The sequence below is a fragment of the Ectopseudomonas toyotomiensis genome (genome assembly GCF_017167985.1).
Classification (GTDB): domain Bacteria; phylum Pseudomonadota; class Gammaproteobacteria; order Pseudomonadales; family Pseudomonadaceae; genus Aquipseudomonas; species Aquipseudomonas toyotomiensis.
Genome location: NZ_CP070505.1, coordinates 291,248 through 315,372, shown reverse-complemented (window position 1 = coordinate 315,372; position 24,125 = coordinate 291,248). Strand labels below are relative to the sequence as shown.

At 66.9% G+C, this 24,125-nt stretch carries 8 protein-coding genes and 1 tRNA gene; 4 read left to right on the top strand and 5 right to left on the bottom strand.

Annotated elements, in window-relative coordinates:
• The first annotated feature begins 40 nt into the window (after positions 1–40).
• From JWV26_RS01320 to JWV26_RS01310, 3 genes are all read left to right on the top strand, one after another.
• Entirely contained in the window at positions 41–3,508 is a 3,468-nt protein-coding gene (locus tag JWV26_RS01320; protein WP_206418204.1) for an indolepyruvate ferredoxin oxidoreductase family protein, read from the top strand.
• 72 nt (positions 3,509–3,580) lie between these two features.
• A complete protein-coding gene (locus tag JWV26_RS01315; protein WP_206418203.1) occupies positions 3,581–4,693 on the top strand; it encodes a Leu/Phe/Val dehydrogenase in 1,113 nt (370 codons plus the stop codon).
• Between the two features lie 76 nt (positions 4,694–4,769).
• Positions 4,770–4,844, top strand: a tRNA-Arg gene (locus JWV26_RS01310).
• A 99-nt stretch (positions 4,845–4,943) separates the two neighbouring features.
• Here JWV26_RS01310 and JWV26_RS01305 read toward each other — a convergent pair.
• Positions 4,944–6,641, bottom strand: a complete 1,698-nt coding sequence (locus tag JWV26_RS01305) for an ABC transporter ATP-binding protein/permease (protein ID WP_206418202.1) — start codon at positions 6,639–6,641, stop codon at positions 4,944–4,946.
• A gap of 231 nt (positions 6,642–6,872) precedes the next feature.
• On the opposite strand from JWV26_RS01305, the gene fhuF reads away from it, so the two are divergent.
• A complete protein-coding gene (gene fhuF / locus JWV26_RS01300) occupies positions 6,873–7,529 on the top strand; it encodes a siderophore-iron reductase FhuF (RefSeq protein WP_206419165.1) in 657 nt (218 codons plus the stop codon).
• A 63-nt stretch (positions 7,530–7,592) separates the two neighbouring features.
• Here fhuF and JWV26_RS01295 read toward each other — a convergent pair whose 3' ends face one another.
• From JWV26_RS01295 to JWV26_RS01280, 4 genes are read right to left on the bottom strand one after another with little or no spacing between them, the layout of a single operon-like run.
• Positions 7,593–8,375, bottom strand: a complete 783-nt coding sequence (locus JWV26_RS01295) for a thioesterase II family protein (protein ID WP_074916167.1) — start codon at positions 8,373–8,375, stop codon at positions 7,593–7,595.
• Positions 8,376–8,386: 11 nt separating this feature from the next.
• Positions 8,387–10,024, bottom strand: a complete 1,638-nt coding sequence (locus JWV26_RS01290; protein WP_074916165.1) for a cyclic peptide export ABC transporter — start codon at positions 10,022–10,024, stop codon at positions 8,387–8,389.
• A gap of 1 nt (position 10,025) precedes the next feature.
• On the bottom strand, positions 10,026–13,871 hold the full coding sequence (locus JWV26_RS01285; protein ID WP_206418201.1) for a non-ribosomal peptide synthetase: 3,846 nt from the start codon (positions 13,869–13,871) through the stop codon (positions 10,026–10,028).
• Positions 13,871–24,046 carry a non-ribosomal peptide synthetase gene (locus JWV26_RS01280; RefSeq protein WP_206418200.1) on the bottom strand — a complete coding sequence of 3,392 codons (10,176 nt, stop codon included), beginning with the start codon at positions 24,044–24,046 and terminating at the stop codon, positions 13,871–13,873. Before JWV26_RS01280 ends, JWV26_RS01285 begins: the two co-directional genes overlap by 1 nt.
• Positions 24,047–24,125: the final 79 nt, after the last annotated feature.

Below are 24,125 nucleotides of genomic sequence, written 5' to 3'. Positions count from 1 at the left end.
GCGCTCCTCGTGCTCGCCATAAAAATAAAAGGAGCGCTCCATGTCACTGGCCGAAATCCGCCTGGATGACAAATATCGCCTTGCTACTGGTCACCTCTACCTGACCGGCACTCAGGCGCTTACCCGCCTGCCCATGCTGCAAAAGCAGCGTGACGCCGCCTTCGGTCTCAATACCGCCTGCTTCATCTCCGGCTATCGCGGCTCGCCCCTGGGCGGGCTGGACAAGAGCCTGTGGGACGCGCGCGAGTACCTCAAGGAAAACCACATCCACTTCCAGCCCGGCGTCAACGAGGAGCTGGGCGCGACCGCCGTGTGGGGCAGCCAGCAGGCCAACCTGTTTCCTGGGGCGCGCTACGACGGCGTGTTCGCCATGTGGTACGGCAAGGGGCCGGGCGTCGACCGCAGCGGCGACGTGTTCAAGCACGGTAACTCGGCCGGTGTTTCCAAGCACGGCGGTGTGCTGCTGCTGGCCGGTGACGACCATGGCTGCAAGTCCTCGACCATCGCCCACCAGAGCGAACATGCGTTCATCGCCGCGTCGATTCCGGTGCTCAACCCGGCAAACGTCCAGGAAGTGCTGGACTACGGCATCATCGGCTGGGAATTGTCGCGTTACAGTGGCTGCTGGGTGGCGCTGAAGACCATCGCCGAGAACGTCGATTCCTCGGCCGTGGTAGACGTCGACCCGTTGCGTATCCAGGTGAAGATTCCCGAGGATTTCCAGCTACCCGAAGACGGCGTGCATATTCGCTGGCCCGACCCGCCCCTGGCGCAGGAAAAACGCCTCAACGTCTACAAGATCTACGCCGCGCGGGCCTTCGCCCTGGCCAACAACCTCAACCAGGTCAAGCTCGACTCACCCAACCCGCGCCTCGGCATCATCACCACCGGCAAGTCCTATCTCGACGTGCGCCAGGCCCTGGATGACCTCGGCCTGGACGAGGCGCTGTGCGCCAAGGTTGGCCTGCGCGTGCTCAAGGTCGGCATGAGCTGGCCGCTGGAGCCGGTGTCGGTGCATGGCTTCGCCGAAGGCCTAGATGAAATCCTGGTGGTGGAGGAGAAACGCAGCATCATCGAGGACCAGCTGACCGGCCAGCTCTACAACTGGCCGGTGGGCAAGCGCCCGCGCGTGGTCGGCGAGTTCGACGAGCAGGGCAATTCGCTGCTGCCCAACCTGGGCGAGCTGACCCCGGCGATGATCGCCCGGGTGATCGCCAAGCGCCTGGCACCGATCTACAGCAGCCCGACCATCGAAGAGCGCCTGGCCTTCCTCGATGCCAAGGAAAAGGCCCTGGCCGCGCCCAAGCACAAGACCGTACGTACGCCGCATTTCTGCTCCGGCTGCCCGCACAACAGCTCGACCAAGGTGCCGGAAGGCAGCCGCGCCCTCGGCGGCATCGGTTGCCACTACATGACCCAGTGGATGGACCGCAGCACCGACACCTTTACCCAGATGGGTGGCGAGGGCGCGACCTGGATCGGCCAGGCGCCGTTCACCGACACGCCGCACGTGTTCCAGAACCTAGGCGACGGCACCTACTTCCACTCCGGCCACCTGGCCCTGCGCGCAGCCGTCGCAGCCGGGGTCAACATCACCTACAAGATTCTCTACAACGACGCGGTGGCGATGACCGGTGGCCAGCCCATCGACGGTGAACTGCGCATCGACCAACTCAGCCAGCAGGTGCATGCCGAGGGCGTCAAGCGCATCGCCCTGGTCAGCGACGAGCCGGATAAGTATCCGACCCGCGCCACTTTCGCACCCGGTGTGACCTTTCATCATCGTCGCGAGCTGGACGCTGTGCAGCGCGAGTTGCGCGAGTTCAAGGGCGTTTCGGTGATCCTCTACGATCAGACCTGCGCCACCGAGAAACGCCGTCGGCGCAAGCGCGGCAAGCTGGTCGACCCGGCCAAGCGCGCCTTCATCAACCCGGCGGTGTGCGAGGGCTGTGGTGATTGCAGCGTCAAATCCAACTGTCTGTCGGTGCTGCCGCTGGAAACCGAACTGGGGCGCAAGCGCGAGATCGACCAGAGCGCCTGCAACAAGGATTTCAGCTGCCTGGAAGGCTTCTGCCCAAGCTTCGTCACCGTCCACGGTGGCAGCCTGCGCAAGCCCGAGGCCGTTGGCCTGAGCGCGCTGTTCATCGCCTTGCCGGAGCCGAAGCAACCAGCCCTGAGTCGCCCCTGGAACATCCTCCTGCCCGGTGTCGGCGGTAGCGGTGTGACCACCGTCGGTGCGCTGCTGGGCATGGCTGCGCATATCGAAGGCAAGGGCTGCACCGTGCTCGACCAGGCTGGCCTGGCGCAGAAATTCGGCCCGGTGATCACCCACATCCGCATCGCCGCGCAGCAGAGCGACATCTACGCCGTGCGTATCGCCGCCGGGGAGACCGATCTGCTGTTGGGCTGCGACCTGGTGGTGTCCTCCAGCGAGGAGGCGTTGGCCAAGCTCAACGACAAGATCGCCCACGCGGTGATCAACAGCCATGAGGCGGCCACTGCCGAGTTCACTCGCAATCCGGACGCCCAGGTGCCCGGCGCTGCCATGCGCGAGGCGATCAGCGAGGCGGTGGGCGAGGGCAAGACCCGCTTCGTCGACGCCACCCGCCTGGCCACTCGCTTGCTCGGCGACAGCATCGCCACCAACCTGTTCATGCTCGGCTATGCATACCAAAAGGGACTGGTCCCAGTCTCTGCCGAGGCCATCAACAAGGCCATCGAACTCAATGGCGTGGCCATCGAGCTCAATCAGCAGGCGTTTCTCTGGGGGCGTCGTGCCGCGCATGACCTGGCCGCAGTGGAGAAAGTCGCCGCGCCCAAGGTGGTCGAGGCGCCGCATTGCAGCACGCTGGAGGAAATCGTCGCCGATCGTATGCAACGTCTGACTGCTTACCAGAGCGCGGCCTATGCCGAGCGCTATCGCGAGCTGGTCGAGCGCGTACGCAAGGTCGATACCGATGCCGAGCAGCGCCTGAGCAAGGCCGTGGCGCGTTACTACTTCAAACTCCTGGCCTACAAGGACGAGTACGAAGTGGCGCGCCTGTACAGCGATTCGACCTTCCGCAAGCAACTCGAAGCCCAGTTCGAAGGTGACTACCGGCTTCAGTTCCACCTGGCGCCGAGCTGGTTGAGCAAGCCCGATGCGGTGACTGGTGAGCCGCGCAAGCGCAGCTTCGGCCCCTGGATGCTCAAGGCGTTCAGCGTACTGTCGCGCTTCAAGTTCCTGCGTGGCAGCGTCCTCGATCCGTTTGGCCACAGTGCCGAACGTCGCCTGGAGCGCGAGCTGATCGAGGAGTACGAAGCCAACGTGGCCTACCTGCTGGGCGAGCTCAATGGTGGCAACTACCGCACGGCGGTGGCACTGGCAGAGATTCCCGAGCAGATCCGCGGTTATGGCCACGTCAAGGAAGCGGCACTGGCCAAGGCGCGCGAGCAGGCGACGCAGCTCAAGGCACGCCTGAGCGTCAGCGAGATCGCTGCGGTGCAGCTGTTCGAACCGGCTGCCTGAGCCGCAAACCCATCCCCTTTGCCACCCTCTCCCACGCGGAGAGGGGCGGCCTTTTACATCCGAGGTAACCCGATGTCCGTCTTCACTCACGTCGACTTCGACCATCACGAACGGGTGGTCTACGGCCACGACAAGGCCAGCGGCCTGAAAGCCATCATCGCCATTCACGACAGCACGCTCGGCCCTGCGCTAGGCGGTTGCCGCATGTGGAACTACGCCTCGGACGAGGAGGCGCTGCGCGATGTGCTGCGCCTGTCGCGCGGCATGACCTACAAATCGGCGCTGGCCCGCTTGCCGCTCGGTGGCGGCAAGGCGGTGATCATCGGCGACCCGCACACCGGCAAGAGCGAGGCATTGTTCCAGGCCATGGGCGATTTCGTCGACAGCCTCGGCGGGCGCTACGTCACCGCAGCGGATTCCGGCACCGGCGTGGCCGAGATGCGCATCATGGCCGAGCGCACTCGCCACGTGGCTGGCGCCGGGCAGCGTGAGGCATTCGGCGGTGGCAGCCGTGACGGTGATCCGTCGCCATCGACCGCCTATGGCGTGTTCATCGGTATTCAGGCGGCCGTGGCGCATCGCTTGGGGCGCCATGATCTCTCCGGCATCCGCGTGGCCATCCAGGGCGTAGGGCAGGTCGGTTTCGGCCTGGCCAAGCTGCTCAAGGAGGCCGGTGCGCAGCTGTGGGTGACGGACATCGTCGAGACTAACGTGCAGCGCGCCGTCAGCCAGCTTGGCGCCACTGCGGTCGGCCAGCATGAGATCTACCGCCTCGATGTGGACGTGTTCGCGCCGTGCGCGCTAGGCGCCATCATCAACCTGCAGACGCTGGAAGCGTTGCGCGCGCCAATCATCGCCGGCGCAGCCAACAACCAGCTGGCCGACGCCAGCCTGGCCGAGCTGCTGCGTCGCCGTGAGTGCCTGTATGCGCCGGACTACGCGATCAATGCCGGCGGCATCATCGATGTCTGCTACGAGCACACTGGTGGCAGCGCCGCGCAGCTCAAGGCGCATATCGAAGAGATTGGTCCGACGCTGACGGAAATCTTCCAGCGTGCCGAGCGCGAGGGCGCGACCACCACTGCGATTGCCGACCGCATGGCGTTGGAGCGCTTGCGCGGCGGCCTGCAGCCGGTGCGTGCTGCAACCGCCGCCAAGGCTGTGGCTCAGGGCTGGCAGCGCTAGGCGCTGAGTGGGGCGCGACATGACAAATGCGCGCGCCGCCGCTAAGATGCGGCCCGGCCGTAGCCAATACGGCCGTGTCCCCTTAGTTCAACGGATAGAATAAGCCCCTCCTAAGGGCTAGATGCTGGTTCGATTCCAGCAGGGGACGCCATCGATTTGATCAACACAAAGCCGGCTCTTGCAGCCGGCTTTGTCGTAGATGGCCTCCTGTCAGGTGCGAAGCCAGGTGTCGCGAGTGCGTAGGGCCGGTTCAGGCGTGTTCCAGTGCCTGTTCCGAGCGTTGTGCGGGCAGCAGAACCAGCGTGCGGGTATGCAGGGCTTCCAGCGAGGCGCGATGCCCGACGCTGATGATGATGGCGTCCGGCAAAGCACGGCGCAATTGCCGGTAACAGCTCATTTCGCTCGCTTCATCCAGTGCGGAGCTGCTTTCATCCAGGAACAATATCCTTGGCTGCAGCAACAGGGCGCGCACGAAGGCGCAACGCTGCTGTTCGCCGATGCTCAGGGTCTGCGACCAGTCCAGTTCGCTGTCGAGTCGTTCGCTCAGGTGGCCGAGGCCGCACTGCTGCATCGCCTCGAGCAGTCGCGGATCTGCTTCCGGGTGCGGTGCGGAGGGGTACCAGAGCATGTCGCGCAAGGTGCCGAGGGGCAGGTAGGGTTTTTGCGCGAGCGTGAGCGTGTTGCCCAGATCGTAGCGTGCCACACCGGCTGCATGGCTCCAGACGCCGGTGAGGGCGCGGATCATGGTGGATTTGCCGAAACCCGAGGGGGCGCGGATCAGTAGACTTTCGCCCGGCTGCAGATGCAGGTCGAAGCCATCGAGCAGCATCCTCCCTTCCGGTAGCCATAGCGACAGGTCCTTGACTTCAAAACCATCGGAGTTGTGCTCGAGGCATACCCCGTTCTCATCACCAACGCTTCCCAAGCGCCGTTGGAAGCCGATCAGACGATCGACGACCGCTTTCCATTCGGCGACCTCGGGAAACACCTTGACCAGATAGGCCATGGCTTCGTGAACCTCGCCAAAGGCGGCGCTGAGCTGGGTCAGGCGGCCCAGGGGGAAGGCGCCGGCGAAGAACTGGGGCGCCATGATGAACATGGGGATGATCATGGCGCTGCGCATGTAGAAGGTGGAGTAACCGAGCACGATTTTTTGCTGCTTCACCAGGGACCAGAAGTTCTCCAGGGCGGCGCCCAGGCGCTGGCTGAAACGGGCGTGCTCTTCGCTCTCACCCCGGTACTGGGCCACGGCTTCGGCGTTTTCGCGCAGACGCATCATGGCGAAGCGAAAATCCGCTTCACGGCGCTGCTGGATGAAATTCAGACGTGGCAATGCGCGCCCCAGCCAGAAGGCGCCGCCGGTGCCGAGGATGGAGTAGAGCAGCGCTGCCCATACCAGCAGGCCGGGGATCACCAGTTCTTCGCCCGCGAAGGGAATGCGCACCAGGCTCGACGCCTGCCAGAGGATGTGCAGGAAGGAGAACAGCGACAGCAGGGCGGTCAGCAGGCCCAGGCTGAGTTTCAGCGACAGGGTGATGAGCAGGTTGATGTCGTCGGCGATGCGCTGGTCGGGGTTGTCGGTTTCCGGAACCGTAAGCTGCAGCTTGAGATAGCGATGGCGTTGCAGCCAGAGTTGCAGGGTGTTCTCGGTAGCCCAGCGGCGCCAGCGCAGGGTGAGTTTCTGCTGGAAATGGAAGGCGGCCACGGTGAAGGTGGCCAGGCCCAGTTGCAGGAAGAGGAACTGCACGCCACCGATCAGGAAGGCGTCGTAATCCAGCGCCTGCAGGGCATTGTAGAAGTGCAGGTTCCAGAAGTTGTAGAGCAGGTTGACCCCGACCAGGCACAGGTTCATCAGGATGGTGCCGAACAGCAGCAGGAACGCGGGGCGTCTTTCGGCAGAGGACCAGAACGGCCGGGCGAGCAACCAGAAATCACGTAATGTCTGCATGTGGCCTCGAGTTGCCCGGCGTGAAACGCGTTGAGTTTATAGAGGGGCGGCTATACCATCAACGCTAATCGTTCTCATCGTTATGACCCGACGCGGCGGAGGCAGGCCATCGAACTTCCGGACTGGCTGTGCCAAGCATGGCCACCCATCCAGCGCGTGATGCAGGTCGAGAGCCAGGGGCGCGCGGCGGTACCGCTGCCCGACCTGGCCGATACCAGTGTGCTGTACCCCATGCTCGAGCGTTTCGCCGAGCTCTATCCGGGGATCAAACGCCCCCCAGTCGCCTCCCAATGGTCGATGAATTACCTCAGCATCATGCTGCCAGCCACGCTGGCGGCGGTGTTGACCCGTGATCTGGCCATTGCCTTCTGGGAGCGGGAGGTCGCCTTGTTACACGAGGCTGGCCAGCCCCGGGCGTTGTGGCTGCCGACGCCGCAGGCCTCACTGGCCGCCGGGCAGCGCGATGACTACTGGGCACGACTGCTGCATGAGCATCTGGAACCGCTGTTCACCAGCATTGCCACCTGGGGTGGGCTGGCGCCGAAGGTGCTATGGGGTAACTTCGCCGCTATCTGGGATGGCGCCTTCTCTCGCATCGACCCCAACCTGGAGCGTGAGGGATTCGCCGAGGCCCACCGCTGGCTGGAGCGTGCCGTGGTGGCTGAGGGACGTCTGAAGCCCAGAAGCCTGCAGTGGATGGTCGACTCGCCGGCGCCCGAGGTCTGTGCTCGCATCCCCTTGCGCCGTCATTGCTGCCTGCACTACCAGTTGCATGCCCCGGTAGCCGGCAAGCCGCAGGTGCTGTGCGAATCCTGCCCGAAGTTGCATCGCCTGCCGCAGGCGGAGCAGGCGAGCTATCTGCGTTATATCTACGGGGCCGAGGGCTAGTACCGCTCCGGCAATTCGGGAAATCGTCCGGCGCCTGAGGGCTGCTCCCGGATTGCATCCGGGCTACGAAACTGTCTTGGCAACCCCCAACCGACGCCTTACCAGCTCCAGCACCGGATCCGGCTGCTCGAAGGCGAAGAAATGCCCGCCCTCGAAGCCGTGCAGTTCGCAGCCCGCTCTGGTTTCCGTCTGCCAGTCGTGCAGCGTTTCCTCACCCACATGGGCATCGTCATGCCCGGCCAGCACGCTTATGGGCACGTCGAGTCGTGGGCGCTGCTGGTAGCGGTAGCGGCTCAACAGGGCGAAATCGGCGCGGATGGCCGGTAGCAGCAAGGCCATCAGTTCCTGATTGGACAGCACTTCGGGCGGGGTGCCGGCGTAGTCGCGCAGTTTGATCAATAGCTCACCGTCGCTCAGCAGGTCGTAGCGCGGTGCACCGACGCGGTGGCGCGGCGCGCCGCTGGCCGAGACGAACAGATGGCGAGGAGAAGCCAGGCCGCGTCTGACGCAGTGATGGGCCAGCTCGAAGGCGACCAGGGCGCCGAGGCTGTGGCCGAAGAAGGCATAGGGGCGGTCGTCGTGACGGGCGATGACCTGGCCCAGTTGCTCGAGCAACTGGGCGAAGTCGTGCAGCGGCGGCTCGCCGAAGCGTGCGCCACGTCCTGGTAGCTGGATGGCGCAAAGCTGGATGCTCGGCGCCAGTTTGGCGAACCAGGGCATGAAGCTGCCGGCGCTGCCACCGGCGAAAGGGAAGCAGAACAGGCGCAGGCGCGCGCCGGGCAGTGGGCGGGTCTGGATCCATGCCGAGTCAGCAGGGCGTTGCTCGTACAGAACCTGGGCATGCATGGCCGGTCTCCTCAGTAGGCCGCAGCCGCGAGCGGCTCGGTGCTGGTTTCGGACACGGCGCCCTGATCCACCTTGATCAGACGATCGGCCAAATGGAAGTAGGCGTCGTCGTGGGAGATCACGATCACCAGTTTTCCACGCTGGCGCAGATCAGGAAGGATCTTGGTGTAGAAGAAGCGTTTGAACACCGGGTCCTGATCCGCCGCCCATTCGTCGAACAGGTAGCAGGGGCGGTCGTCGAGGTAGGCGGCCAGCAGGGCCAGGCGCTTGCGCTGGCCGGTGGAGAGATCGAGGGTGGACAGGCGACCGCCTTCTATATTGACCTTGTGCGCCAGTTGCAGGTGCGCCAGGTAGTCACGGGCTTGCTGCATCAGTTGTGGGTCATCGCCGTCGAGCAGGTGCTCGAACAGGCAGAAGTCGGTGAAGATCGCCGAGAAATGCTGGCGGTAGAGATGATTCTGGGTGCTCGCGGACACCTGCTCGTCGAGCAGCAGGTCGCCGCCTTCGGGTTGATAGAGCCCGGTCAGCAGCAAGGCCAGTGTGGTCTTGCCGCTGCCGTTGCCACCGGTGATGAAGACCACCTCGCCAGCGCGTAGTTCGAGGTCGAACGGGCCAAGGGTGAAACGGCCTTCCTCCCCCTCGCGGTAATAGCTGTGGCGCACCTCGCGGCACTGCAAGCGTGCCACGTGCCGGGCCGGCGACAGGGTATCGGCCGGGGTGCCGGTGACTTCCAACTGCCCTTCGAGTGCGCGGATCTTGCGCAGCGAGACACTGGCCCGGCCGAGGATGGGCAGGGCATTCATCAGCTCGGACAGCGGTGTGATCATGTACAGCAGGGCGAGGATGTAACCGGTCACCAGCGTCGCCCCCAGATCGATGAACTGGGGCGCCAGGAACAGCACCGTGCCGATCAGCAGGTAGAAGATGCCGTTGCCCCAGTTGAGCACCAGGGCGTAGATGCTCATGCCGCGTACGAAGTCGCGGCGGTACTGCTGGCTGATGGGGTAGAGCAGGCGCTCGAAGAACTGCAGGCGCCGCGAGTGGTTGAGCTGCAGCTCCTTGCTGCCATCGGTGAGCAGGCGGTACTGGTCGAATAGCTGATCCTTCAGCTCGCGGGCCTTGCCGATGGAGGTCAGGGCCTTGCGCTGGGGCCAGTGGAAGCTGGCGGCGCCGAGCAGGATCAGGGCCGCGGTCAGGCCCAGCAACGGCAGGCTGAGCCAGCCCAGATAAGCCAGGCAGGCCAGCACGATGCCGCTGTTGACCAACATCACCGGCACCAGCTCCACGGCCTGGCTGATGGTCTGCGTATCGTCGGTGAGCATCGCCAACAGGCGGTGCTTGCCCAGGCGTTGCAGGCGTGGATAGGGCGTATCGATCAGCTTGCCGCTCAGGTGTAGACGCATGTCGCTGATCGCGGTTTGTCCCAGGCGCAGCAGGCTCACGTCGGAGACGATGCGTGTGCTCACCACCAGGACCACCAGGCCGGCGAACAGCAGCCCATCGGCCGGGCGCAACTGGCTGAAGCCGGCCAGGGAGTGGTTGATGTTGGCGATCAGGCCGGCCGCTGCCAGGCCGCAGGCCAGACCGGTGGCGGTGGCGATCAGCAGGGTGCGCCAGGAACGTCGCGCCAGTAGCAGTAACAGATCCATCTCAAGTCATCTCGTGGTTCAAAGGTTCACGCCGTGGCGTACCCAGATTGGCCAGGCTCTCGACCAGGGCCCGTTGCCAGGCATCCTGACGCAGGATGTCCAGGTGTTGCGCGGCAATGGTCTGCTCGCGGCTCGGGCCTTGGCTGAGGCTGCGCCAGTCCGGCGCGTTGAAGTCCTCGGCCTGCAGGGTCGCACTGGCCCACCAGAGGTGCAGTGGGCAGCGTAGCGTGGCAGGACGGAAGGTGCCGATCAGCGTCTGGGTGTGGGCATGCTGGCGCAAACGGTATTCCAGTTGCTCCCAACTGTCGCCTGCCAGGTGCAGGCCCTGCTGGCGAGCCCATTGCGCCAGGGCCAGTGGCCATTGCTCTGGCCTGTGCTCGAGCAGGTGAGCGCGCGCTGCCTCGGCCTGCGTCGACAGCCGCTGCTGACTGTCGGCATCGAGTTGTTCGGCGGCCGATTGCAGCAACGCTTCCAGGCGTTGTGTCGCTGTGCTGCGTTGGGTCTGCGAGTCGACGATGCCGAGAAACGCGACTTCCTCGCCGGCCTGCTCCAGTTGCGCCGCGGCGCAGAACGCCAGCAGGCCGCCGAGCGACCAGCCGAGTAGGTGGTACGGGCCCTGCGGTTGCTGCCGGCGCAATTGCTCCACATACACTGCGGCCAGGGCCTCGAGCGTGTCGCGCCCCGGTTGCGGGCTGCCTTCGGCCAGATAGGTGGCCTGCAGGCCCCACAGGTTCCAGTCGCCCAATAGGTCGCTCAGAACGCGGTAGTCCTGCACATGCCCGGTGGACGGGTGGAAACAGAACAGGTTGCCTTTCGCTCCATCGGCTCGCGACAGCGGTACCAGTGGCGAGAGTTGCATCTGTGCCTGCACCAGCTCGGCGAAACGCGCCACGCTTGGCGCATCGAACACGGCATTGACCGGCACCGTCGTACCCAGCGCGTTCTGCAGGCGGCTGGCCAGCTTCACTGCGGCCAGCGAGTGGCCGCCGAGGGCGAAGAAATCGTCCTCGATGCCGACTCGTTCCAGACCCAGCACCCCGGCCCAGATATCTGCCAGCAACTGCTCCAGCGGTGTACGCGGCAGGCTGTCGCCGACCTGGTCGAGTGTCTGCTCGGCCCACTGGGCGAGGGTCTTGCGATCCAGCTTGCCGTTGCCCAGCAGCGGCAGGGCATCGACCAGGCGCAAGGCCGGCCGCATGTGCTCCGGCAGACGCTCCTGCGCCTGGCGCTGAAGCTGGGCGAGCGTGCTGGCCTGGCCGTGCTCGAGGGTAAGGAAGGCGAACAACTGCTGGTCGAACGGGCCGCTTGCCACGCAGGTAACGGCGGCCTGGGCCACGCCGGGCAGGCGGGCAAGCTGCGCCTCGATATCGTCGAGTTCCACGCGAAAGCCGCGAATCTTCACCTGGCGATCAACACGGCCGATGATCTCCAGGCTGCCGTCCGGGCGGTAGCGCGCGCGATCACCGGTGCGATAGAGGCGCTCGCCGGGTAGCTGCGGGTGGTCGCCGAAGCGCTCCCGGGTCTGCTGTTCGTCCAGGTAGCCCCGTGCCAGTTGCGGCCCGGCGAGGTAGAGCTCGGCGGCCTGGCCGGGTGCGGCCTGGTTGCCCTGCTCGTCGAGCAGATAGGTGCGCATGCCGTCCAGACGGTCGTCGAGGGGCAGGTGGTGGTAGTCGATGGACGGGTCGAGACGATGCATGAGCACGCCGATGGTGGTTTCGGTCGGGCCGTAGTGGTTGTACACCGTCAATTCGGGGGCGAGGCGCCGCAGGCTTTGCAGCAGGCGCTGCGGGCTGTGCTCGCCACCGAGGATCAGTTGCCTGCGTGGCAGGGTGGCGGCGGCCGCACTGTGCGCGAGCCAGGCGTCGAGCAGCGAGGGCACGGTCTTCAGATGATCGATCGGATGACGTGCCTGGTAGGCCGCCCAGGTTGCCGCATCCAGGCTGGTGGCCTTGTCTACCACGTGCAGCTCACCACCGCTGAGCAAGGCCGGGAACAGCAGGGTATAGCTGAGGTCGGCGGCCAGCGAGGTGACCAGTGCGCTGCGCTCGCCGGGCGCCAGCGCCAGGCGCCGGAGCAGGCTGTCCACGTAGCTGCCGAGCTGGCGATGTTCGATCACCACGCCCTTGGGCGTGCCCGTGCTGCCGGAGGTATGCAGCACATAGGCGGCGCTGTGGGCGGCGATGGGCAGCTCCAGTGGGCTGTCCGGCAGGTGCTGCCAGCATGGCAGGTCATCCAGGTCGAGGCTTTCCAGGCCGGCTTGCGTCGGTGCCGGGGCGCTGCCGTCGACGAGCAGGAAGGCCGGCCGGGCGGCAGCCAGGATCGCCTGGCTGCGGGCCAGCGGCTGCTGGTTGTCCAGGGGCAGGAAGGCCGCGCCAATCTTGAGCACGCCGAGCATGGCGACGATGGCGTCGGCATTGCGCTCCAGGTGCAGGGCCACACGATCCTCCGCACCGATGCCGCGCGCGTTGAGAAAGCGCGCCAACTGGTTGCTGCGCGCCTCCAGTTGCGCATAGGTCAACTGCTGGCGGGCGTCGCACAGCGCCAGGCGTTCGGCGAAGCGCGATGCTTGCTGGCTGAAGCGCAGGGGGAAGGCCATGAAGGCGGTGTCGGGCCGTTCGCTGCGCTGGCTCTGCACTGCGGCCAGGGTGGTGTCGAAACTCGGGCTGTGCAGCGCCAGAGCCTGCAACTGTTGTTCAGGATCATCGAGGGCGGCGAGCAGCAGGGAGCGGTATTGCTCCAGCAGCACCCGTGCGCTCTGCAGGTTGTAGCCGCTGCTGGCGAAGGCGAGGTTGAAGCGGTAGGCGATGGCGCCTTGTGCGTCGCTGAAGGCCTCCGGGGTGAGCAACAGGTCGAAGGCCTGGGCCGCCGAGTTCAGTTCCACTACCGAGAGCGTCGTGCCCGGCATGCCGGCCACCGGCAGCGCCTGGGGCAGCAGACCGCCCCACTCGAAACCGTAGCGACTGGCATCTGGCGATGGGTCGCTGGTGATGTCGCAGTATTCCTGCCATTCGCGTGCGCGGTCGCACAGGCGCTGCACGCCATCGAGGGCCTCGCTGAAGCGGCTCTGCGCGGGGAAGCGCCAGGCCAGGGGCAGGGACTTGGCGAACGCGCCCCAGCAGCCGGCCAGTTCGTCGTAATCGTCGCGGCAATCATGCACCCAGTTCATCGTCAGGGCCGGCGTTTCCCCCGGGCTCAGACGTTGCAGCAGGGCGCACCAGGCCGTCAGCAGCACCTCGGCGGGAGTCACCTGATGCTGGCGGCAGAAGGTCTCTAGCCGCGCCGTCAGTTCCGGGCTCGCATCCAGTTGGGCTATCAGATGGCCTGCCGTGGCGTGCAGGCGTGCCTGGCGATAAGGCAGTTCGCCCGCCTCGTACTCGCCCAAGGCCTGTTCGCGCCAGTAGCGGCGGCCCAGTTCGGCGTCTTCCTCGTCCTGCAGTTCGTATAGCCAGGCGCTGTACTGGGTGTAGCTCATGTCCTCGTCATCGGCCTGCGCCTCGCCCGCCAGCGCCCTGGCCAGACGCAGCAGGGTGCCGCGGTCGGCGCTCAGTGCCGGCAACTGCAGGTGCAGGCGCTGGTGCCCGCTGCCCAGCACCTGGCACTGCAGGTGCACGCCGGTTTCGGCATGCACTGCCTCGCTCGGCGAAACGATCCGTTGCAACGGCACGCGCAGCCCCGGCGAGGGGCACAGCCGCAGGCGCAGTACCTCATGGCGTGCCACCAGAGCCTGCAGGCGACCGTGCAGCTCCGACAGATCGACCGCACCGTGCAGATCGAGGATCAGCGAGGCGGCAGGCAGACCCGACTGCCAGCGCAGGCGTTGTTGCGGTGAAAGCTGGAACTGCTCCATCAGAGACTCTCCTCCAGTTCCAGGTCAGCGCGCGTGGTGTTTTTCTCGAGTGCATCGAGTGCATCGAGTGCCTCGCGGCGCATCATCTGGCCCATGGCGACGCAAATCTTGCGTTCGCCCTCGAAGGGGTCGCGGGCATGGGCGACCAGCATGTTGTCGAGCATCACCACATCCCCCTTCTGCCAGGCGAAGCGTACGGCGCAGGCCTCGTAGACCCGGCCGATCTCGGCCATCACTTCGTCTTCGATGGGGCTGCCGTCGCCATAGCAGACGTTGCGTGGCAGGTGCTCGGGGCCGAACAGTTCCAGCAGGTTGCTGCGTACCTCCGGCTCCAGGCAGGCCGGGTGGTGCAGTTGCACCTGGTTGAAGAAGGACGCTTCGCCGGTGTCCGGGTGGTGGACGATGGCCGGGCAGCGCTGGGCGATGCGCAGGCTATCTTCGCCGAGCCATTGCCACTGAGTGCCAGCCTCGCGGCAACGCTGCTCGACCTCTTCGCGCTGTTCGGTTTTGAAGAAGTCCTGCCAGCGCACATCGAGCTTGTCGGTGAAGTGGCGAACGTAGAGCAGGCCTTTGACGCGCAGCTTCTCGACGATCGGTTGCGGCAGGTAGGCAAGCACCTCGCGGCAGTCGACGATGGGGGTGCAGCCGCCCTGCAGCGCGGGTTTCTCGCAGTAGAACCACTGCTTGCGCGGCCACTGTGCGAGGTGCGAGCTCTCGTTGTGGAACAGGATCATGTGCTGCTCCGGGTAGGGCGTGGAGTGGTAGATGTTCTTGCCCGAGTTGTTCTTCGGCAGGTCGCCGTAGGTGCCGTAGAGGTCGGGTTCGATGGCCTGGGCGAACTGCTCGAAGGCACTGGCGTCCGGCAGGTCGAAGCCTCGGAACAACAGGCCGCCGTGGCGCCGTAGCTGTTCGCCGATCCAGCCACGGGCCTGCTGCGCCCAAGTCACCGGGTCCAGCTCGCTGAGGCGTGGCTCGATCAGCAGCGGCAGGGCGCGCTCGGCTGCCAGGGGGGCGCTGCGCACCTGTTCCTCGGGGTGCTGGCTGACGGCAGTGGCGCGGGCCTGCTTGAGCTTGCTCAGTTTGGACAGCTTGCGCGAGGCGCGGCTTGCCTCGTCCTGGGTGGATGCATCGTACATGGGGCTGTTCTCCGTGACGGCTGGGCTGCGCAGACGCCAGCCCCAGCCTTGCAAGGCGTGTTCGGGGGCCTCGATGACCCGTTGCAGCAGTTCGTCGAAGCCGCGTTGCAATTGCTCGATGGTGTCTGGCTGGAACAGGCTGGTGCGGTACACCCAGCGCAGCGTCAGGCCTTGCTCGTCTTCCTCGGCGAACAGGGCCAGGTCGAACTTGCTGGTTTCCTGGCGTGGGGCCAGTTGCTCGACGTGCAGGCCGGGCAGTTCGGCGGACGAGCGGGGCGTGTTCTGCAGGACGACCAGCGCCTGCACCAGCGGGTTGACCCCGGCCTGGCGCGGCGGCTGCAGGGTCTCGACCAGCTTGTCGAACGGCACCTGCTGGTGCTGGAAGGCGGCCAGGGTCTCGTCGCGCAGACGCTGCAGGCGGGCGCTGAAATCCTCTGCCGGGTCGAGGCGCGCGCGCAGCGGCAGCACGTTGACGAAGAAGCCGATCAAGTGCTCCAGGGCGGGCTGTTCACGGTTGGCCAGGTCGGTGCCGACCAGGAAGTCGTCATCGCCGGTGACCCGTTGCAGCAGGCAGTTGAAGGCGTTGAGCAGCACCATGAACAGCGTCGCGCGCTGCGTCTGCGCATAGGCTTGCAAGCGTTCGGCCTGGGCCCTGGGCAGGCTCTGGCGCAGCGCCGCGCCATGATAGTCGGCCTGCGCCGGGCGCGGCTTATCCAGCGGCAGGCGCAGCAGCATCGGTGCGCCCTGCAACTGGCTGCGCCAGAAGTCGATGTCGCGCGCCAGGCGCTGCTGCTGCGCGGGGCTGCGCTGCCAATGGGCATAGTCGGCGTACTGGATGGGCAGGGCCGCCAGTGCCGGTGCCTGCCCGGTGCGGTAAGCGCTGTAGGCGGCGATGGCTTCCTCGACCAGGATGCCCATGGACCAGGCATCGGTGGCGATATGGTGCAGGGTGAACTGCAGCACATGGCGTTTCTCGCCCAGGCGCAGCAGGCGCGCGCGCAGCATGGGTGGGCACTGCAGGTCGAAGGGGCGCGCGGCTTCCTCGTCGATGCACTGCTGCACCTGCGCGTCGTCATCCGCCGCCAGCGATTGCAACGGCAGTTCCAGGCGCACGTCATCCGCTATGACCTGGCGCGGCGTGTCGCCTTCGAGAATGAAACCGGTGCGCAGCGACTCGTGGCGATCCAGTACATGCTGCAGGGCGGCGCGCAGCGCCTCGACATCCAGCTCGCCATCCAGGCGTACCGCGGTGGAGAGGTTGTAGGCTGCGCTGGGGCCTTCCAGCTTGTCGAGGAACCACAGGCGCTGCTGCGCGTAGGACAGCGGCAACGCTTGGCTGCGCGGCACCGCCACGATCTCCTCGATGGCGGCGGCTGCATTGGGTGCCTGGGCATCCACCACCTTGGCCAGCTCGGCCACGGTGCGATGCTCGAACAGGGCGCGCAGCGGCAGCTCGACGGCGAGCCGGCGGCGGATGCGCGCGATCACCTGGGTGGCCAGCAGCGAATGACCGCCAAGGGCGAAGAAGTCGTCGTCGACGCTCAGTGAGCTCAGACCGAGCAGGTCCTGCCAGAGCTCGGCCAGGGCCTGCTCGGTGGCCGTGCGTGGGGCCACCTGGGCTTGGGCGGATGCCTCGCTGGGCAGACCCAGGGCGGCCAGTGCACGGCGGTCGACCTTGCCGTTGGCATTCAGCGGCAGGCTTTCCAGGTGACGCCAGTGGCCAGGAACCATGTAGCTCGCCAGTTGCCCGCGCAGGTGCTCGACCAGCAGCGCCTGCGCCGTGTTGGCGTCCAGCGCCGCGTCGCGGAGCACGTAGCAAGCCAGCAGTTGCAGGTCGCCGCGGGCGTCCGGCAGGGCCAGAACCACGGCGCTGTCGACCTGCGGGTGGCGCATCAGGCGGTTCTCGATCTCGCCCAGTTCGATGCGGTGGCCACGGATCTTCACCTGCTGGTCGCGGCGGCCGAGGTATTCGATCACGCCGTCGGCGCGGTAGCGGCCGATATCACCGGTGCGGTAGAAGCGCGCGCCCGGCTCGAACGGGTGATCGACGAAGGCCGCACGGGTACGCTCGGCATCGCCCAGGTAGCCGCGGCCGACCCCCACACCGGCGACGCACAGCTCGCCTGGCACGCCGATGGGTTGCGGGCGCAGGTCGGCATCGAGGATGTACAGCTGGTTGTTGGCGGTTGGCCGGCCAATCGGCATGTGCGCGCAGTCATCTTGCGGCGCCTCGTGGATGGCATGGAAGGCCACGTCGTCGGAGCACTCGGCCGGGCCGTAGGCGTTCATCAGCGAGGTGCCGGGGAAGCGGCTGCGCCAGTCGCGAGCCAGTGCCGGTGGCAGCGCCTCACCGGTCGGCAACAACCAGCGCAGGCTGCCGAGCTGGTGCTGCGGGCCGGCTTCCTGCAGCAGGCCGCGGATCAGCGCGGGCACCGCCTCGAGCAGGTTCAGGCGCTGGGTTTCGATGGCATCGAGCAGGGCAGCCGGATCGTGCGCGACGGCGTCCGGCAGGATGTGCACGGTGGCGCCGACGATCGGTGCGGCGAGGAACTGCCAGATCGAAATATCGAAGGCCGGCGAGGCGGTCTGGGCGATGCGATCCTCGCTGCACAGGCCCAGGGTCGGCACCTTGCCGAAGATGTTGTTGAGCATGCCGCGCTGCTCCACCAGGGCGCCCTTGGGCGTACCGGTGGAGCCGGAGGTGAAGATCACGTAGGCGAGCTGGTCGGGGCGATGGGCGTACTGCACCGGCGCCGCATCGCCTTGCCACAGCTCCTGCACCACCAGGCAGCCAGGCTGCCGGCCGACGCCTGCCAGTACCCTGTCGAGCAGCCCGCTGGCCTTCTCGTCCACCAGCAGCAGCGGCGCGCCGCTCAGCTCCAGCAGTTCGCCCAGCCGCTGCGGCGGGTGCTGGATGTCCAGCGCCTGGAAGGCCGCGCCGGCCCTGAGCGTGGCGATCATCATGCACAGCAGCGCCAGGCCGCGCTCGGCGGCCAGGGCCACCAGGGTATCCGGGCCGGCGCCGGCCTGTTGCAGGGCGTGGGCGATGGCGTTGCTGCGCCGGTCGAGTTCGGCGTAGCTGAGCTTTTCTCCGGCGCAGACCGCAGCCGGGCGTTGCGGGTGGGCGCGCAACTGATCGGCGAACAGGGCCGCGTAGCTGCGCTGCAGCGGGAAGTCGACGGCGCTGTCGTTCCAGTCCACCAGCAGTTGCCGGCGCTCGGCCTCGGGCAGCATCTGCAGGTGGCCGAGCGGCGCTTCGGGTTGCTCGAGCATCCCGCCGAGCAGTTGCACCAGGTGGCCCAGCATGCGTTGCACGCTGTCCGCCGTGAATCGGCCCTGGTCGTAGGACAGGCGGATGCCCAGGCGGTCGCCGGGATAGAGCACCACCGTCATCGGGAAGTTGGTGTGCACCCGGTCTTCGTAGATGTCGATGCTGAAACCGTCGAGGCGGACGCTGGTGACGTCCAGCGGGGCGTTCTCGAACACCACCAGGCTGTCGAACAACTGTTGCCCACGGGGAATCTCGCTGCCCCGCTGGATCTCCACCAGCGGCGCGAACTCGTGGTCGCGCAGCTCGGCGTTGTGCGACAGCAGCACCTGCAGCCAGTCGATCACCGGGCGCTCGGGGTCGACGTCGACCCGCAGCGGCAGGCTGTTGATGAACAGACCGACCATCTCCTCGACCCCGGCCAGCGCGGTGGGGCGACCGGCCACGGTGACGCCGAAGAGCACGTCGCGGTTGCCGCTGTAACGCGACAGCAGCAGGGCCCAGGCGCCCTGGATCCAGGTATTGGGGGTGAGCTGGTGGGTCTGGCAGAGCTGCTGCAGGCGCTGCGTGAGGGCCACGCTGAGGGTGGTGTTGCAATCGCCGACCACGTCCGGCGCGCGATCCGGCTGGGCCACGGGCAGATCGACCTGCAGCGGCGTGGGTGCCTCGAAGCCCGCCAGTTGGTGGCGCCAGAAGGCTTGCGCGCCGTCCATGTCCTGGCGGGTGAGCCAGCTCATGTAACCACGGAACGGGCGCCAGCGCGGCCGCGCCACCGCTTCGCCGCGCGCCAGGGCCTGGTAGATGGCCAGCAGGTCTTCCATCAGCAGGCCGAAGCACCAGGCGTCGGTGAGAATGTGATGGAAGCTGCGCACCATGCTGAAGCGCTGCTCGGCCAGCTGGAACACGCGCAGGTAGGTGAGTGGCGCACGGCTCATGTCGAAGCCGCGTTGGCGTTCGTCGGCCAGCACGGCATCCATCGCTTCGCGCTGACGCTCGGCATCGAGGTGACGCCAGTCATACCACTCGAAGGCCAACTCGGTATCGCGATAGACGCACTGCAGCGGTTCATGGTCTTCCTGCCACCAGAACGCGGTGCGCAGCATCGGGTGGCGCTCGAGGAACAGCTTCCAGGCACGCTCCATGGCCGGCCGCTGCAATTTACCGTCCCAGCTGTAGCGCTGCTGCATCAGGTAGATGCCGCTATGCGGTTGCAGCAAGGTGTGCAGCAGCATGCCCTGCTGCATGGGCGAGAGCGGGTAGAGATCTTCCAGGCGTGCCCAGGGCAGCGGCTCGCTGGCCAGGGTTGCGGCCTGCCCATGGCACAGTGGGAAGGCCGAACTGGCCGGACGCAGCTCGGCGCTGTCGGCCAGCGCGGCAAGGGCCCGCAGATGTGCCACCAGGCCAGGCAGCCAGGTATTGGCCAACGGCCCTTTGGCACGCAGATGCAGGCTGTTCTCATGCCAGCAGGCGTCGAGGGTCAGCCCTTCGGCCATGGTCGGTTCATGGCTGGCGGCCTGGATGTCGGCGAGCACCGCCTGCTCCTCGCGGTGCGCGTCCCAGTCGCCGAGCCAGCGCAGGGCGAGGGCCGGCGTCGGCAGCTCGCGCAGGGGTTCCAGCAGGTAGGGATTGTCCGCCAGGTGGCGCAGGGTGCCATAGTCCGCGCCGAACTGCGGATAGGCGTGCAACTGCGCGGCCAGGTCTTGCAGACGAGCCAGTGCGTCACCGCTCGGGGCCTGCAGGTAGAAGGGCACCGACAGTGCCAGCGTGCCCAGCATCCGTGCCGGATCCAGGTCTGCCTGGGCGATCGGCGCCTGCAGCGGCAGGCGGTTGGCGTCCGGGCGACCGGCCTGCACGGTCAGGGCCAGCGGTGCGCCACTTTCAACCCCCAGACGGTCGACCAGGCTGCTGACCAGCAGGGCATTCCAGTCCAGTTGCAGGGTGTCGACCAGGCGCTTGAGGCGTGTCGAGGTGTCCGCGTCCAGGTGCTCTTCTGCCTGTCCATCCTGCTGCCCGGACAGATCGAGGGCGGGCAGCTCCAGCCCGGCGAATTGCAGCCAGTGTTCCCAGACCTCGTCCAGGCGCTCGCTGCTGGCGTCCTGCTGCTGGTGTTCGCACCAGGCGCCGAGTTCGCCGCCGCTGTAGGACAGGCGCAGCGGCCGTTGGTAGCGCAGTTGCGTGAGCGCCAGGTTGAGGTCGGCGAGCAGCACGGGCCAGGCCGCTTCGTCGAGGCACAGCGGATGTGCGACCAGCAGCAGCCGGTCGCCTGCCGCGCTGCGCAGCAGGCTGGCCTGTAGGCCCTGCCCGGCGGCCAGGTCGAGGCGGGCGAAAGCGGCCTCGGCCAGCGTCTGCAGGGGCTCGTCGTGGTGCCTGCACTCGCTGACTTCGATGGCGGCGGGCGCGTTCAGTACCTGCTGTTGCCACTCGCCATCGGCGCTGCGTTGCAGGGCCAGGCGCAATGCCTGGTGATGGCCTTGCAGCGCCGTCAGGGCCTGGGACAGGTGGCTGGCTGCCAGCTCGCCGTCGATGCGCAGGCAACGCCAGCTCGGCCGCAACTCGGTGCTTTCCAGGCGTGCACGCTGGCCGGCGCTCAGGGGTATGACGAAACCGTCGCCCTGTTGCCGGGCGGCGGCGCTTTCGGCGCCAGCACCGAGCACCTGGGCGATGTCGGCGATGGTGCGGTTCTCGAACAGTTGCTTGGGTGTCAGTTTCAAGCCCTGCTGGTTGGCACGGGCGATGATCTGCAGGTTGAGGATCGAGTCGCCACCGAGGCTGAAGAAGTTGTCGTGCACCCCGACCCGTTCGACCTTCAGCACCTCCTGCCAGATGCGCGCGAGCAGGGCTTCGACCTCGTTGCGCGGCGCGACATGGCTGGCGCTATCGGCGGCCGGTGCGCTGGGCAGCGGCAACTGGCGCAGGTCCGGCTTGCCGTTGGCGGTCAGGGGGATGGCGTCGAGGGTGATGACGTGGGCCGGCACCATGTAGTCCGGCACGCGGCGGCTCAGGTCGTCGCACAGCTTGCTGGCCGACAGCGACTGGCTGGCCACCACGTAGGCCACCAGGCGCGGCGTGCCATCCACTTCCAGCACGCGCACCAGCACCTGCTCGATCAGCGGCGAGAGGCGGCGGATCTGCGCCTCCACCTCACCCAGCTCGATGCGGTTGCCACGGATCTTGACCTGGTTGTCGACGCGACCAAGGAAGGCCAACTGGCCGTCGGCCAGCCAGCGCACACGGTCGCCGGTGCGGTACCAGCGTTGCCCGTCGCTTGCGACGAAGCGCTCGGCGCTGAGGTCGGCGCGGTGCAGGTAGCCACGGGCCAGATCGCCGGCGATCCACAGCTCGCCGGGAACGCCGATGGCCACTTGGCAGCCATTGCCATCGACCACCCGCAGGCGGCGGTTGGCCAGGGGACGACCGAGGGCGACCAGACCGATGTCGGCCGCCAGCGGGGTGGCCAGCGCCCCCACCGTGGCCTCGCTCGGGCCATAGTGGTTGAACAGGCGCAAGGTCGGCGCCAGGGCGCCTACCTGGCGCAGCAGTTCGGGCTTGAGCGCGTCGCCACCGAATACCAGGCGTTGGCGAGGCAGCAGGCGTGGATCGGGGTGGGCCTGGAGCAGGCCCTGCAGATGGCCGGGAGTGATCTTCAGCACATCCACCGGGTGCTCGCCGAGGAAGTCGGCCAGGGCCAGCGGATCGAAGCTGGTGTCTTCGTCGACCAGGATCAGGCTGCCGCCGTTGCACAGCGCGCCGAACAGTTGGGTGTGGCCGAGGTCGGCCGCCACCGTCGAGAGCAGGCCATAGCGCGCCGCTGGAGGCGGATCGATCAGATCGGTGACGGCAGCGAGGTAGCCGACGATGGCGCGGTGCTCGACCACCACGCCCTTGGGCGTGCCGGTGGAGCCGGAGGTGTAGATGACGTAGGCCGGGGCATCCGCATCGTTGCCTGCCTGTACCGCCATGCTGGGCAGGGCGGCGATGGCGCTTGCCTCATCGTCCAGCCACAGCCGGACCGGGCTTTCGCCATGGGGCAGGCGCGATTCCAGCGTGCGCTGGCTGATCAGCAGGTCGGCGCGGCTGTCCTGGAGAATGTCCGCCAGGCGCCCGGCTGGTTGCTTGAGATCCAGCGGCAGGTAGGCGGCGCCGCACTTGAGGGTGGCCAGCAGCGCCACCACGAAGTCGACGCTGCGCTCCAGGGCCAGGGCGAGCAACTGGCCGCTGCCGAGACCCTGGGCTTGCAGGCGATGGGCCAGGCGGTTGGACTCGACATCCAGTTCGGCATAGCTCAGGGCACGGGAACGATCCTGCACCGCCAGGCGCTCGGGATGACGCTTCACTCCGTCGACGAAGCGTTGCTGCAGGGTGCTGGCGGCGACCGCCAGGTGCGCGCCCTGACCATGGGCCTCCAGGCGCAGGCGTTCTTCTTCGCTCAGCCAGTCCAGCGCCTGCACCTTGGCCTGCGGCTGCTCGGCCATGGCCAGCAGCAGCGCACGCAACTGGGCGCTGAGCAGGGCGATCTCGGCGTCGCTGAAGCGGCTGCGGTCATAGCTGAACAGGTACTGAAGGCATTCACCGGGCACCACGATCAGCGACAGCGGGAAATGGTTGCGGCCCTGGGTCAGGCGGATGCCATCGGCCCGGCGCTGCTCGGGCGGGGCGCTGAAGCGCAGGCCTTCGGCATCCTGGTTGAGCGCATCGGTGACGGGGAAGTTCTCGAACACCAGGATCGAATCGAACAGGGCGCGCTCGGCCGGCACCTGGCTCAACGGTTTGAGGCGGCTCAGCGGCAGATAAGCGTGCTGGCGCAGGTCGCTGTTGCAACGCTGCAGATCCTGCAGCCAGTCGCTGAGCGTGCGGCTGTCGTCCAGGCGCACACGCAGCGGCAGGGTGTTGATGAACAGGCCGACCATGTTGTCGACACCGGCCAAGCCGTCCGGGCGACCGGCGACGGTGACGCCGTAGACCACCTCGTCACGCCCGGCGTGTTGCCCCAGCAGCAGCGCCCAGGCGCCCTGGATCAATGTGTTGACGGTCAGGTGCTGGCTACGGGCGAACTGGTTCAGGCGTTCGGTCTCGGCGGCGTCCAGGCATGTTTCGCGCTCGGCGTACGGGTGCGCCTGCGGCGCCTCGGGCGGTGCGGCGAAGCTCGGCAGTGGCGTGGGTTCGCTGAAGTCTTGCAGTTGTTCGCGCCAGAAATTCTCGGTGGCCTGGACATCCTGCTCGGCGAGCCAGGCGATGTAGTCGCGGTAGCTGCGGCTTGGCGGCAGGCCGGCATTGTCGCCGCGCACCTGCTGATAGTAGAGGGCCAGCCATTCCTGGATGGCGACGCCGACGCTCCAGCCGTCCATGAGGATGTGGTGAAAGGTCCAGATCAGGTGCCAGCGCTGCTCCGGCAGGCGCACCAGGCACAGGCGCATCAGCGGTGCGTCGTTGAGTTCCAGCGCCTGGTCGCGCTCCTGCCGCGCGCACTGGCGCAGCGCCTCCTCGACCTCGTCGCGGTCGCGCCAGTCCAGCTCGCTCAGTGGCAGGGGGACTTCGTGTTGCACCACCTGGTAGGCGTCGTCCAGATCCTCCCAGAGAAAGGCGGTACGCAGTACCGCATGGCGCTGCATGAGCGCCTGCCAGGCACGGCGGAAGGCACCGGTGTCGAGCGGCCCGGTCATGTCCAGGCTGAGCTGCTGGTAATACACGCGCGAGTCCGGTTCATAGACGCTGTGAAACAGCAGACCGTGCTGGGTGGGCGAGAGGGAGTAAATGTCCTCGATGTTGCTCATGATTCTGGTTCCAGTCCGTAGGCCGTGAAAACGTGTGGAGTGCAGGACGGGCGCCGGCGCCCTGGGGCGGCCGGCGCAA